Here is a 12,452-nt window from a genome sequence, read left to right on the forward strand (position 1 = left end):
GATATGTACTGGCAGGTATCCCGGATTCCGCCGCTTTGCGGAAAGGAGCGCATCATGGAAACGACATCTTCGATCACAGCCGGCCACGCAGTGTTAGAAACAGTGATCGGTTTCATGGGCATTGCCTGGAGCGAAAAGGGCCTGATCCGCCTCTGTCTGCCCGAACGCAGCCGCGAAGCGGTGGAGCGGCGGCTGATGCGCCATGCCGGCGTTTCAACCTCCACGGCCCAGCCGTCATGGGTGGTCGAGCTGATCGCCTCGATCAAGGCTTATGCCGCGGGCGAGGACGTCGACTTCACCGGCTTTCCCGTCGATCTCGACGGCATCGACGATTTCCGCCTCGCCATCTACGAAGCGGCACGAAAACTGAGCTATGGCGAAACCACCACCTATGGCGAACTCGCCAAGCGCGCCGGCCATGCCGGCCTGCCGCGCGAAACCGGTGCGGCCCTTGGCGCCAATCCGGTGCCGCTGGTCATCCCGTGCCACCGCATCCTTGCCGCCGGCGGCAAGATCGGCGGCTTCTCGGCGCCCGGAGGCTCGGTCACCAAGGAAAAGATGCTGGCCATGGAAGGCGTGCGCGTCGGCCCGCCGCCGCCAGCGCAGGTGTCCTTCGGCTTTTGAGAGCAGTTCCAGGAACCGTTCCCGGATGTGTCGAGTTTCAGGTCGGGCCGGCATCACCTGAATATCGGCACGCCCTAATGGCGCCGGATGAACCTATGCCTGAAACGCTCATTGTCCGGCCGCTTGCAGATATAGACCGGGCAGGACCTGGTGTCGGCGCTCGGCACGTAGGCGCGCGTCCTCACCTCGCCCGTGGTGCAGAACTGCTGGCTCTGCACATAGCGGTCGTAGAGCGGCAGCCCCGGCACCCGCGTCGACTGATAGCGCAGGATGACCGCACCTTGACCCGCGATCGTCGACTGGACCTTGCCGCAACTCATGCGCGTCGGGTCGTAGCGCGAGATCGCCTGCGCCTGGGCGGCCACCAGCGTGAGGCAGGCGGCAAGCAGGATGGTTTTCATGGTCCTCTCCCCTCGATCCGCCCCCGAGGACGGCGGATCTCGCGTCACGGTTTCACCAGATTGGGGCGGCCGTTGGGCGGCTTCGATCACGGCTTTTTCACGCAGTCTTGTTTTTTGTGCGAAAGCAGCCTATATCAGCCCCATTGATATTTCGGCCGATCGATCCGGGCCTCGCGATCTTCGCGTTTGCTGACGTCTATCTCCAAAATCTCGATGCACACCGGCTGGACCTCGGTCCGGTCATACCAAAGCAAATGTGAAGGACTATTTTTATGGCAACTGGAACGGTCAAGTGGTTCAACGCCACCAAGGGCTTCGGCTTCATCCAGCCTGACAGCGGCGGCGCGGACGTTTTCGTCCACATCTCGGCTGTCGAGCGCGCTGGACTGTCGACCCTGGTCGAAGGCCAGAAGATCAACTTCGAGATCGAGCAGGACCGCCGCACTGGCAAGTCGTCCGCTGGTTCTCTGAGCAAGGCAGCCTGATTTTGAAAATGGCGCGCGCCGGACGAGAGTTCGGGGCGCGCGGCAAGTCACGGATGTACTGACGGTCGCGCGAGAAGCGCGCCGGAGTGGAAAGAGCCGACAAGCTGGAACAGCAGATAGCTGCCAGCCCGGACCGGACGCTCCCGATCAGGCTACCGAAATGGGAAGGCGGGATTTATCCCGCCTTTTTATTTGTCTGGATTTTGACGCTGACGATTGGCGAAATCGGCCACACAGCGTCCTTCTCCCCGTCACTATACGTGGAGAAGTGCCCGGCAGGGCGATGAGCGGCAGCGCGAGGCGCCCCCCGAGATTATCCATCGCAAAGCTAACACGATAACAACCGAGGCTGGCGCCGCCCCTCATCTGGCTGCCGCCATCTTCTCCCCGTGAAACGGGGAGAAGGACGCTGTGTCGCCCGCCTACCCCACCCATCCGATCGGCACATGCCCCGGGTCCGCCTCCACGCGGCCGAGCCAGGCGACCACCGCGGGATAGGCGTCGAGCTGGAACCCGCCCTGCTCCGCCGTATGCGTGTAGGCATATAGCGCGATGTCGGCGATGCCGAACGCACCGGCGAAGAAGTCGTTGTTTTCCAGATATTTGTTCATGACGCCAAGCGCCTTGTTGCCGCGCTCCAGCGTCGCCGCCAGCCGCTCGGGCGTGGCATCCGCGGCGCGTTCGGGAAAGGTCAGCAGCGCCTTGCGCACGGCGATATAGGGCTCGTGGCTGTACTGCTCGAAGAACAGCCATTGATAGGCGAGCCCGCGCTCGTATCTGTCCGCCGGCAGCAGGCGCGTGCCTTCGGCGAGATAGAGCAGGATGGCGTTGGATTCGGCCAGCCGCCGGCCGTCGTCCAGTTCCAGCAGCGGCACCATGGCGTTCGGGTTCTTGGCGACGAAATCGGCCTTGCGCGTATCGCCGGTGTGCGAACTCACCTCGACAGTGGTGAAGGCGAGGCCGAGCTTGGCCATCAGCAGCCGCGGCTTGTAGCAATTGCCGCTGTCGATCATGCTGTAAAGTATCATTGTGGTTCCCCGGAGCGCTGCTTCTGCGGGCGGATTATCGCAGCGGCGCCATCCTCAACCAGTGATTTCTTTTGGCGCGACCATCAACGCCGCTTATGCAACGGCACGACCTTGTTGTCGAAGCCCAGTAGCGCATCGACCGCAAGCGGCTCCTCGTTGAAGATGGTGCCGGCAAGCGCCGGACGCCCGAGAAGAAAACCCTGCAGCAAATCGACCCCGCCTTCGAGCGCGACACGCAGATGAGTGGGCTGCTCGATCCCCTCGACCAGCACCTTGGCGCCGCGATCGTGCAGGCTGGACACCAGTGGGCGGAAGAAGCGTTCCGCGGCGGCGTGGCGGCAGAATTCCGCGAACCAGCCGCCATCGATCTTGACGATGTCGGGCTGGAGCAGACCCACCCGCTCCACGGTCGAATGGCCGGTCCCGAAATCGTCGATGGCGATGCGGATGCCGTCGCGCCGCATTTCACGCACCAACCTTGCCAGCAGCGCATCGTCCGCCGCCTGTTCGGTGATTTCACAGACCAGCATGGCGGGCGCCAGGCCGAGCTCGTCGAGATGCCGGCTCATCAGCCGTATCTCGGCCAGCGCCCGCCCAGCATGGTTGTTGACCAGCGGATTGTAGTTGAAGAACAGGTCGAGCCCGTCGACCCCGATGTTGTGGAAATTCCTGAGATGCAGCACGCGGCACATGGTTTCGACGAACAGCCGGTCCGAGGCCGCGACGCTGTCGAAGAACATTCGCGGCGATCCCGGCCGGCCGGCGCGGTGCTGCTCGATCAGGCCTTCGACGGCCACCGGGTGCAAGCTGCCGCCGAGCGGGGCGTAGATCGGCTGGTAGGCGCTGCGCAGGCGGAAGTCGCCATGGACGCCGTATTCGATGCCGATCTCGTCGACGAAGATCGCATCGTCAATGGTGCGTCGCCGCTCGACACTCATGGCGCGATCCTGCGCCCAAACGCCTTTGCAGGTCGCCCCGTGCGCGGCGCAACAGCGGCGGCGGCAGCATGGCTTGCGGCGGGGGCAGGTTCCGGACTGCCCTTTGCGAAAACACGGAAACTTGTCGGCGCCAGTTCGGGACGGGCCAGCACGTACCCCTGGACCATCGAGGCGCCCGATCTCTCGGCCAGCTCCAATTGCCAGCCTTCCTCGATACCCTCGAACACGGTGCGGACGCCCTGGTCCTCGAAGCTCCTCACCATGGATGTCAGCAGCGCGAAACCAGCACCCGATTCCATCAATTGGGTGATCCAGTGCGCATCGAACTTGACGATGTCTGGGCTCAGCTCCTTGACGCGGGTGATGTCGGAATCGTCGGCACCATAGTCGTCGACGGCGATCCGGAAGCCGTTGGCTCTGAGCGCGGCGACGAAGCCGTGCAGGGTTTCCTGCGATGCCGATCTCTGCTCCGTCACCTCGCACACGACGCGGCCCGGATCGATACCGGCCTCGTGCAATACCAGCCGCATGTCACGCAAGGCGTTGTCGACGATCGATCGCTCGGTGAAGACCGAGGGATCGAAATTGACGAAGACCGATGCCTCCCGCGGCAGGCAGGCGCCGGCATTGAGCAGATGCAGTGTCCTGGTCAGCGCTTCGACGTGCAGGCGGTCGGCCGCCGGACATGTCGAGAAGAAGGTCATCGGCGATTGCGGCTCGCCGTCGCGAAACGGGCGGATCAGCCCTTCGAAGGCGGCGACCGACAGCTTGCCCTCGTTGAAGGCAAAGATCGGCTGGAAGGCGCTTTGCAGCGTATAAATGCCCCAGACACCGCTCGAGGTGCCGTCATCATGACGGATGATATGGGCAAGTCCGATGCTGCGCGACAAGGGTTCCTCGCTCCGCGACTGGGCGGAATTGGATTTCGATCCTGCCACGCAAGCCTCTACCGCCAGTTAATGAACTTTCTTTTGCCGATCACGCCTCATTGACCACGCCGTCCCACCTGGCCCAGCCGACAAGGCTTGCACTGACGGGAATGTTGCGACATGAGAAGCGCCGCGGCCGCTCCTGGCCGCGCCGATCCTTTGGAGAGACAAAAGGTCATGGCCTTTCTTGCCGACACCCTTTCCCGCGTTAAGCCTTCCGCCACCATCGCGGTGACGCAGAAAGCCCGCGAGTTGAAAAATGCCGGCCGTGACATTATCGGCCTTGGCGCCGGCGAACCGGATTTCGATACGCCCGACAACATCAAGAATGCGGCGATCGAGGCCATTCGCCGTGGCGAGACCAAATACCCGCCGGTTTCGGGCATCGCGCCGCTGCGCGAGGCGATCGCGAAGAAGTTCAAGCGCGAGAACAATCTCGACTACAAGCCCGAGCAGACCATCGTCGGCACCGGCGGCAAACAGATCCTGTTCAACGCCTTTATGGCGACACTGAATCCCGGCGACGAGGTCATCATCCCCCGCCCCTACTGGGTCAGCTATCCCGAAATGGTGGCGATCTGCGGCGGCACGTCGGTGTTTGCCGACACCTCGATCGACAACGGCTTCAAACTGACCCCTGAGGTGCTGAAAAACGCGATCACGCCGAAGACCAAATGGCTCTTGATGAACTCGCCGTCGAACCCGTCGGGCGCGGCCTACACACAAGGCGAATTGCGCGCGCTGGCCGACGTGCTGTTGAAGCATCCGCAGGTCTGGACGCTGACCGACGACATGTACGAGCACCTGACCTATGGCGACTTCGTCTTCAAGACCATCGCCGAGGTCGAGCCGAAGCTCTACGAGCGCACGCTGACCATGAACGGCGTGTCGAAGGCCTATGCCATGACCGGCTGGCGCATCGGCTATGCCGCGGGTCCCGTCCAGCTGATCAAGGCGATGGACATGATCCAGGGCCAGCAGACCTCCGGTGCCTGCACCATCGCGCAGTGGGCTTCCGTCGAGGCGCTCAACGGCCCGCAGGATTTCATCGCCAGGAACAAGGCGATCTTTCAAGGTAGGCGCGACCTCGTCGTCTCGATGCTCAACCAGGCGCGCGGCATCACCTGTCCGTCGCCGGAAGGCGCTTTCTATGTCTATCCGTCCTGCGCCCAGCTGATCGGCAGGAAGACCAAGGCCGGCAAGGTGATCGACACCGACGAGACCTTCTGCTCGGAACTGCTCGAGGCCGAGGGCGTCGCGGTGGTGTTCGGCTCGGCCTTCGGCCTCGGACCCAACTTCCGCATCTCCTACGCCACCTCGGAGACACTTTTGGAGGAAGCCTGCACCCGCATCCAGCGCTTCACGGCATCGCTGACCTGATCAGCTAAGTCCGAAATCAAACCCGGCGTCACCGCTGTCAGGCGTTACCGCCGGGTTTTGTCAATCCAGGCTCGGCACTCAGCCGCCATATTGCGTCGGCGTCACCGCTTCGAGCCAGTCGGCATGGATGCCGTCGAGCGCCTCCTGCATGGCGATGTGCGTCATCGCCGATTTCGGCGCCGCGCCGTGCCAATGCTTCTCGCCGGGCGCGAATGAGACGACGTCACCGGCCCTTATCTCCTGGACCGGGCCGCCCCATGTCTGGACCAGCCCGGCGCCGGAAGTGACATAGAGTGTCTGGCCGAGCGGATGCGTGTGCCAATGGGTGCGCGCACCGGGCTCGAAACTGACCAGCGTGGCCCTGAGCCGCGCCGGTGCCTCCGTGTCGATGATTGGCGTCTGCAGAACCCGGCCGGTGAAGTATTTGTCCGGTGCTATGATGGTCGGCACGCTGCCGCAAGCAATGATCTTCATCGTCTGTCCCTGGAACCGCCAGCAGCCGGCGAGACGCCGGCCCGTTTGAATGAACTGCATTCTCGGCTCGGATTGACCTGGACGCAACCGGCCCTTGTCATCTCGCTTTGACGAAGGCCTGATCTTTCTCTTAACCATGAACCTCGCGCGCTCGGGACGCAGAGCGAAATGCCGGCGAATTCAATGTCTTCTTAACGGCTGCCCACTAGCCGTGAGCCTGCATTGCGGGGGCTGGCGGATGAGCATACTGGCGACGATCAAGGACCACAGCGGCCGGATCTATCGCGGTATCCAGTCACTGCTTGTGATCAGCATCGGCGCAGCAGTGCTTGGGGCTTTCGACGTCTCGCGAAACCTGTCCGCCGGCAGTGCCTTCGCCATCTTGATCCTGGCCACGAGCCTCGCCTTGCTGGCATTGATGTACATGCGCAGCAGCGTCGTCCATCGCCTCCAGTCGGCCGCCGCCGCCGAGGCCGAGAAACATCATTTCCTCACCAGGGATGCGATGACCGGCGCGATGACGAGACGCTATTTCCTCGAGGCGCTGCACGAAAGCCTGGGCACTATGCGCGACAGGCGCGAGGCGGCCTTGCTCTTGATCGACCTCGACCATTTCAAGCAGTTGAACGACACGTTCGGACACCAATTCGGCGACCTCACGCTGACGCATCTGGTCAAGACCTCGGAACGCATCTTCGCCGGCGCCATGGTCGGACGCCTCGGCGGCGACGAATTCGGTATCATCATTCCGCATGGCGACCTGGCCGCCATCAACAAGGATGTCAGGCAATTGCTGGATGCCATGCGCGCCGGCAAATCGCATGAAGGCAAGACCATTCCGCTCTCCATCTCGGTCGGCGTGGCACTGGCGCCGGCCCATGCCTCGAACACGACGGAACTGATGCTGGTTGCCGATCTGGCGCTTTATGAAAGCAAGGCGGCGGGCCGAGGCCGCGTCACCGTCTTCGACGAGGAGATGCTGTCCGACAAGCGCTACCGTCGTCTGGTCGAACGGGAATTGCGCGCCGCGGTCTATCTGGGCGAACTCGAATTGCATTATCAGCCGATCGTCAGCCCGGATGGTTCCCGCCACGCGCTCGAGGGGCTGATCCGCTGGCGCCATCCGGTTCGCGGACTGATCGCACCGTCCGAGTTCATTGCGATCGCCGAACGCTCGACGCTGATCGACATGCTCGGCGAATGGGCGTTCAAGCGGGCCTGTGCCGATATCGGTCATTTCCCGGGCCACCGTATCTCGATCAACGTCTCCGGCGAGCAGCTCAAGCGCGACGAGATCGTCACCATGTGCGACCGCGTGCTTAGGGAAGCCGGCCGGTCGGCGTCACAGTTCATCATCGAGATCACCGAGACCGTGGCGACCGCCGCCACGCCCGAGATCCTGCGGCGTCTCGAAGCGTTGCGCGGCCTCGGCTTTCACATCGCCCTCGATGATTTCGGCACCGGCCATTGCGGCTTCAACTATCTCAAGACCTTGCCCATCGACATCATCAAGATCGATCGCTCCTACATCCGCGCCCTCGCCCATGACCAGGTGGCGCAGATCTTCGTCTCGGCGCTGGCGCAGATCGCGCGCATCCAGCACGTCACCATCGTGGCGGAGGGCGTGGAGACGGCGGAGGAATTCGCTCTCGCCAAGGCGGCCGGCTGCAACCGTTTCCAGGGCTATTTCTTCGGCAGGCCGGCGCCGCGCGACAAGCTCGCACTGCTTGCCGGCCGCTCGGTCGAACCGCTCGTGCTCAGCGCCTGAGCCGGCCAGCCGCGCGGCTTCCTATTTTTCTTGCCCTCCAGGCAAACAAGTGGGACGATAATCGGGGCAGGTCGAAACAGACCCGCCCGCGACGGTCGAACAGGCCGGCCGCCGCTCAGGACCGATTGACCTTGGCCTGAACCATGAATGCCAGTCGGTCCCCAGGAAAAACGCCTGAGTGGAGGTCAGTCATGGGTAATCGCGCCGGAGGACGACGCACGGGACCGAAATGCATTGCCATAGTCGGTCCCTTCGCAAGCGGTAAGACGACACTTCTCGAAGCCATTTTGGCCCGTACGGGCGCCATCCCCCGCCAGAACCCGGTTTCCTCCGGCAATACCGTTTCAGATCATTCGCCCGAGGCCCGCGCCCACGCCATGAGTGTCGAGGCGTCGATCGCCACCACCGAATTCATGGGCGAGCAGTTCACCTTCATCGACTGCCCCGGGTCGATCGAATTCTCCTTCGAGGCCGAACCGGTGCTGGCCGCCTGCGATGTCGCTGTGGTCGTGGCCGAGGCGGACGAAAAGAAGATCCCTGCCCTCCAGCTCATCATGCGCAAGCTCGACGATCTCGGCGTGCCGCGCATCCTGTTTCTCAACAAGGTCGACAAGGCGATCACTGGCGTGCGCGACACGCTGAAGATGCTGCAGCCGACAAGCGCGGCGCCGCTGCTTCTGCGTCAGATCCCGCTGCGCAAGGACGGCGTCGTCATCGGCTCGATCGATCTGGCGCTGGAGCGCGCCTACATCTACCGCGAATATGCCGAGAGCGAGGTGGCCGAGATACCGGGCGACGACAAGGCGCGCGAACTGGAGGCGCGCTTCTCCATGCTGGAGACCCTGGCCGACCATGACGACCAACTGATGGAGCAGTTGCTCGAGGAGATCGAACCGCCCAAGGACGCGATCTTCGACGATCTCGCCGCCGATCTGCGCGACGGCGCTGTGACGCCGGTGCTGATCGGCACCGCCGAGAAAGGCAATGGCGTGCTGCGCCTCTTGAAGACGATCCGCCACGACGCGCCCGACATCGAGGCCACCCGCAAGCGGCTCGGCGCCCCGGACGGCAACGCGACGGTGGTCCAGGTGATGAAGACCATCCACACGCCGCATGGCGGCAAGCTGTCGGTGTCGCGCATCCTGTCGGGCCAGGTTGCCGACGGCTCGGAGCTGTGGCTGCCCGGCGGCGACACCGCCAAGGTTTCCGGCATCTACAGGATGCTGGGCAAGGACCAGGTCAAGCTGACGGGCGCCAGGGTCGGCGACACCGTGGCGCTCGGCAAGCTGGACGCGGTCAAGACCGGCCAGACGCTGACTTCAGCCAAGGGCGGGACCGAACAGCTCTTCGATGTCGAGCCGCCGCAGCCGGTCTTCGCCTTCGCGCTGCGCCCCAAGGAGCGCAAGGACGAGGTCAAGATGTCGGCCGCCATCCAGCGCCTGGCCGAGGAAGACCCTTCGCTTAGCCTGCGCCACAACCAGGACTCGGCCGAGACCGTGCTGTCAGGTCATGGCGAGATGCATCTGCGCGTCGTGCGCGAGCGGCTTGAGGGCAAGAATCAGATCCCGGTCGAAGGTCATGCACCGGCGGTGCCCTATCGCGAGACGATCCGCAAACCGGTGCAGCAGCGTGGCCGTCACAAGAAACAGTCGGGCGGCCACGGCCAGTTCGGCGATGTGGTGATCGAGATCAAGCCGCTGCCGCGCGGCTCCGGCTTCCAGTTCACCGACACCATCACCGGTGGCGTCGTGCCCAAGACCTACATCCAGTCGGTCGAGACAGGCATACGCGATTACCTCAAGTCAGGCCCGCTCGGCTTCCCCGTTGTCGACGTCGCGGTCAACCTGTCGGACGGCTCCTACCATGCGGTCGATTCCTCCGACATGGCCTTCCAGATGGCGGCCAAGCTCGCCATGAAGGAAGGCATGGCCGCCTGCTCGCCGGTGCTTCTGGAGCCGGTGATGAAGGTCGAGATCGTCACTCCGTCGGACACGACGTCGAAGATCATCGCGCTGATCCCGCAGCGGCGCGGCCAGATCCTGGGCTATGACGCGCGGCCCGGCTGGCCTGGATGGGATGTCGTCGAGGCGACCATGCCGCAGGCCGAGATCGGTGATCTGATCATCGAGCTGCGGTCGGCCACGTCAGGCGTTGCCAGCTATCGCGCCGCTTTCGACCATATGGCCGAGCTGACTGGCCGTCTCGCCGACGAGGCGATGAACGCCAACGGCAAGGCCGCCTGATTTCGCCCGGTGGCCGATTTGGAATGCGTGTGAAGCGCCCCTCGAACGATCGAGGGGGCAAAAACCAAAAAACGACGCCCGGGGGGCCGGACGCCGTTTGTTTTGCGGACCGTTTTCTTGGGAGGAAAAACGGCAGGTCCGCCACATGTAAGGTCGCCGCGCTTCGACGGGAAAAGGTTCGGACGCGGTAGCCGCCTGAGCCCGGGTCGTCCGAGTGATGCCCCCATCTCCCGTCCGAACCACACCGCGTCCTATGATCCATTTAGCAGATGGAGGGTGTCCTTGTCATGTTACCAGAGGTTACATGACACGGTTACGCGGCAGTTCTGGTGAATTTTCCAGCCATCCCCCGTGGCACGCAGGCAACAAAAAAGCCGGATCAACGAAGATCCGGCTGAGTTTGATTGGAAGTGCCTGTTAAGGCTAACCTCCAGAGGGGAACACTCGAGGACGCTAATGGGAGGAGAACGCGTCCAGGAGATGATCTATATATGTGCTCATCATGCCCAAGAAACAAGCATCTATTTTGCAACACACGCATGCAAAAAGGCACAGGCTGTGGTCCAACCCGCTCCAGGGGCCAATAGGACCAGCAGAATCGTGAAAATGAAGCGCGCTTTCGCGTCATTGTCGTCCCGAAAACGCCAATCCTGGCCGATTCTGCTCCCAAAATTCCGAAAACATTGATGATGTGTAATGAGGCAGCAGCGGTTTAATTCAAAGGCAGTCACGCGGGGATCAACCAATGCGTAGGTTTTCGGCGATTGCCGGCAGCGGCATTTTCCTGGTTGCGGCCCCCGGCGTGGTCGCCGGGCTGGTTCCCTGGCTGCTCAGCGATCGCTGGGCCCTGCCATGGTCGACGGCGCCCGGCCTTGTCCTCGCCGGCGGCGTGCTCATCGTCGCCGCTGCCTCCGTGCTGCTGCACGCCTTCGCCCGCTTCGCGCTGGAAGGGCTGGGCACGCCCGCCCCCGTCGCACCGACCGAAAGGCTGGTGATCGGCGGCATTTACCGCCATGTCCGCAATCCCATGTATGTCGCCGTGCTGTCGATCATTCTCGGCCAGGCGCTGTTGTTCTCGAGCTGGTCGATCGCCGCCTATGCGGCAATCGCGGCGGCTGCCATGATCACCTTCGTCAAGCTCTATGAGGAGCCGACGCTCGCCGGCCGCTATGGCGCCGAATACGAAGCCTACCGCCGCAACGTGCCGGGCTGGCTGCCGCGGATTAGGCCCTGGAAAGGATAGGCTCGCGGAGCTGACCTTGGATCAGAAGGACCAGCTTCTGGCCTTGGCGATGATGAAGTCGCGGAACACGTGCAGCTTGGCCTGGTTCTTCATCGCGTCGGGATAGGCGAAATAGGTGTCGAAGGACGGCACCTCGGTTTCCGGCAGCAGCTGCACCAGGCCGGAATCCTTGCTGATCACATAGTCCGGTAGCATGGCGATGCCGGCGCCGCCCTGCACGGCGCGCTTGATCGACAGGATGTCATTGATCTGCAGTGTCGGCACGCGCCGGCCGCTCTCGAAATCACCGACCGTCTCCAGCCAGTTCAACTCCGACAGATGCGACGGCACCGGCAGGCCGAAGGTGACGATGCGATGGCTTCTCAACTCTGCGATCGAGCCCGGCTTGCCGTACTTGGCGACATAGGACGGGGCGGCGTAGAGGTGGAAATGCACGGTGAACAGGCGGCGCTGGATCAGGTCCGGCTGCTGCGGCTGGCGCAGCCGGATGGCGCAATCGGCCTGGCGCATGGTGAGGTCGAGCTCCTCATTGGCGAGGATCAGCTGCAGGCTGATTTCGGGATAGAGTTCGATGAACTCCTGCACCCGCTCGGTCAGCCAGCCGGCGCCGAGGCCGACGGTCGTCGTTACCCTGAGCACGCCTGACGGCCGGTCCTTGGTCTCGGTCAGCCGCGACTTGATGGTTTCCAGCTTCATCAGCACGTCATGCGCCGTGCGGAACAGCATCTCGCCCTGTTCGGTCAGCACCAGGCCGCGTGCATGGCGGTTGAACAGCGGCACGCCGACATCATGTTCAAGCGCGCTGACCTGCCTCGATATCGCCGATTGCGACAGATGCAGGGTCTCGGCCGCATGCGTAAACGATCCCGCTTCCGCCGCAGCGTGAAACACGCGTAGCTTGTCCCAGTCCAACGCCATGATTTCCCCTCGTTACGGTTG

12 protein-coding genes are annotated in these 12,452 nt (G+C 63.2%); 6 read left to right on the forward strand and 6 right to left on the reverse strand.

Features of this window, described 5'->3' with window-relative positions:
• Positions 1–54 precede the first annotated feature (54 nt).
• The gene (locus tag FJW08_RS09635) at positions 55–624 is read left to right on the forward strand and encodes a methylated-DNA--[protein]-cysteine S-methyltransferase (RefSeq protein ID WP_140810311.1); all 570 of its coding nucleotides are present in this window, start codon (positions 55–57) and stop codon (positions 622–624) included.
• Between the two features lie 74 nt (positions 625–698).
• Here the strand turns inward: FJW08_RS09635 and FJW08_RS09640 are convergent, their stop codons facing one another.
• Positions 699–1,025 carry a hypothetical protein gene (locus tag FJW08_RS09640; protein WP_140810313.1) on the reverse strand — a complete coding sequence of 109 codons (327 nt, stop codon included), beginning with the start codon at positions 1,023–1,025 and terminating at the stop codon, positions 699–701.
• Between the two features lie 272 nt (positions 1,026–1,297).
• Between FJW08_RS09640 and FJW08_RS09645 the strand changes: the two genes are divergently transcribed.
• Positions 1,298–1,510 (forward strand): cold-shock protein, encoded by a 213-nt coding sequence (locus FJW08_RS09645; RefSeq protein WP_015316174.1) that lies wholly within the window; start codon positions 1,298–1,300, stop codon positions 1,508–1,510.
• 422 nt (positions 1,511–1,932) lie between these two features.
• On the opposite strand, the gene FJW08_RS09650 is transcribed toward FJW08_RS09645, so the two are convergent.
• From FJW08_RS09650 to FJW08_RS09660, 3 genes are all read right to left on the reverse strand, one after another.
• Positions 1,933–2,538 (reverse strand): glutathione S-transferase family protein, encoded by a 606-nt coding sequence (locus FJW08_RS09650; RefSeq protein ID WP_140810314.1) that lies wholly within the window; start codon positions 2,536–2,538, stop codon positions 1,933–1,935.
• A gap of 83 nt (positions 2,539–2,621) precedes the next feature.
• Positions 2,622–3,476, reverse strand: a complete 855-nt coding sequence (locus tag FJW08_RS09655; RefSeq protein WP_140810315.1) for an EAL domain-containing protein — start codon at positions 3,474–3,476, stop codon at positions 2,622–2,624.
• Positions 3,473–4,366 carry an EAL domain-containing protein gene (locus FJW08_RS09660; protein WP_140810448.1) on the reverse strand — a complete coding sequence of 298 codons (894 nt, stop codon included), beginning with the start codon at positions 4,364–4,366 and terminating at the stop codon, positions 3,473–3,475. Before FJW08_RS09660 ends, FJW08_RS09655 begins: the two co-directional genes overlap by 4 nt.
• A gap of 216 nt (positions 4,367–4,582) precedes the next feature.
• Here FJW08_RS09660 and FJW08_RS09665 point away from each other — a divergent pair, with 216 nt between their 5' ends.
• Complete coding sequence (locus FJW08_RS09665) at positions 4,583–5,785, forward strand: pyridoxal phosphate-dependent aminotransferase (protein ID WP_140810316.1); 1,203 nt, start codon at positions 4,583–4,585, stop codon at positions 5,783–5,785.
• A gap of 78 nt (positions 5,786–5,863) precedes the next feature.
• On the opposite strand, the gene FJW08_RS09670 is transcribed toward FJW08_RS09665, so the two are convergent.
• Positions 5,864–6,259, reverse strand: coding sequence for a cupin domain-containing protein (locus tag FJW08_RS09670; protein ID WP_140810450.1), 396 nt, complete (start codon positions 6,257–6,259; stop codon positions 5,864–5,866).
• Between the two features lie 238 nt (positions 6,260–6,497).
• Between FJW08_RS09670 and FJW08_RS09675 the strand changes: the two genes are divergently transcribed.
• The 3 genes from FJW08_RS09675 to FJW08_RS09685 all read left to right on the forward strand — a co-directional run bounded on the left by FJW08_RS09675 (position 6,498) and on the right by FJW08_RS09685 (position 11,513).
• A complete protein-coding gene (locus FJW08_RS09675) occupies positions 6,498–8,027 on the forward strand; it encodes a GGDEF and EAL domain-containing protein (protein ID WP_140759521.1) in 1,530 nt (509 codons plus the stop codon).
• A gap of 191 nt (positions 8,028–8,218) precedes the next feature.
• A complete protein-coding gene (locus FJW08_RS09680) occupies positions 8,219–10,270 on the forward strand; it encodes an elongation factor G (RefSeq protein ID WP_140810317.1) in 2,052 nt (683 codons plus the stop codon).
• 745 nt (positions 10,271–11,015) lie between these two features.
• Entirely contained in the window at positions 11,016–11,513 is a 498-nt protein-coding gene (locus FJW08_RS09685; RefSeq protein ID WP_140810318.1) for an isoprenylcysteine carboxylmethyltransferase family protein, read from the forward strand.
• A gap of 21 nt (positions 11,514–11,534) precedes the next feature.
• Here the strand turns inward: FJW08_RS09685 and FJW08_RS09690 are convergent, their stop codons facing one another.
• Entirely contained in the window at positions 11,535–12,431 is an 897-nt protein-coding gene (locus FJW08_RS09690; RefSeq protein ID WP_127873461.1) for a LysR family transcriptional regulator, read from the reverse strand.
• Between the last annotated feature and the right edge of the window lie 21 nt (positions 12,432–12,452).

This window comes from Mesorhizobium sp. B3-2-1, from assembly GCF_006439515.1.
GTDB lineage: Bacteria > Pseudomonadota > Alphaproteobacteria > Rhizobiales > Rhizobiaceae > Mesorhizobium.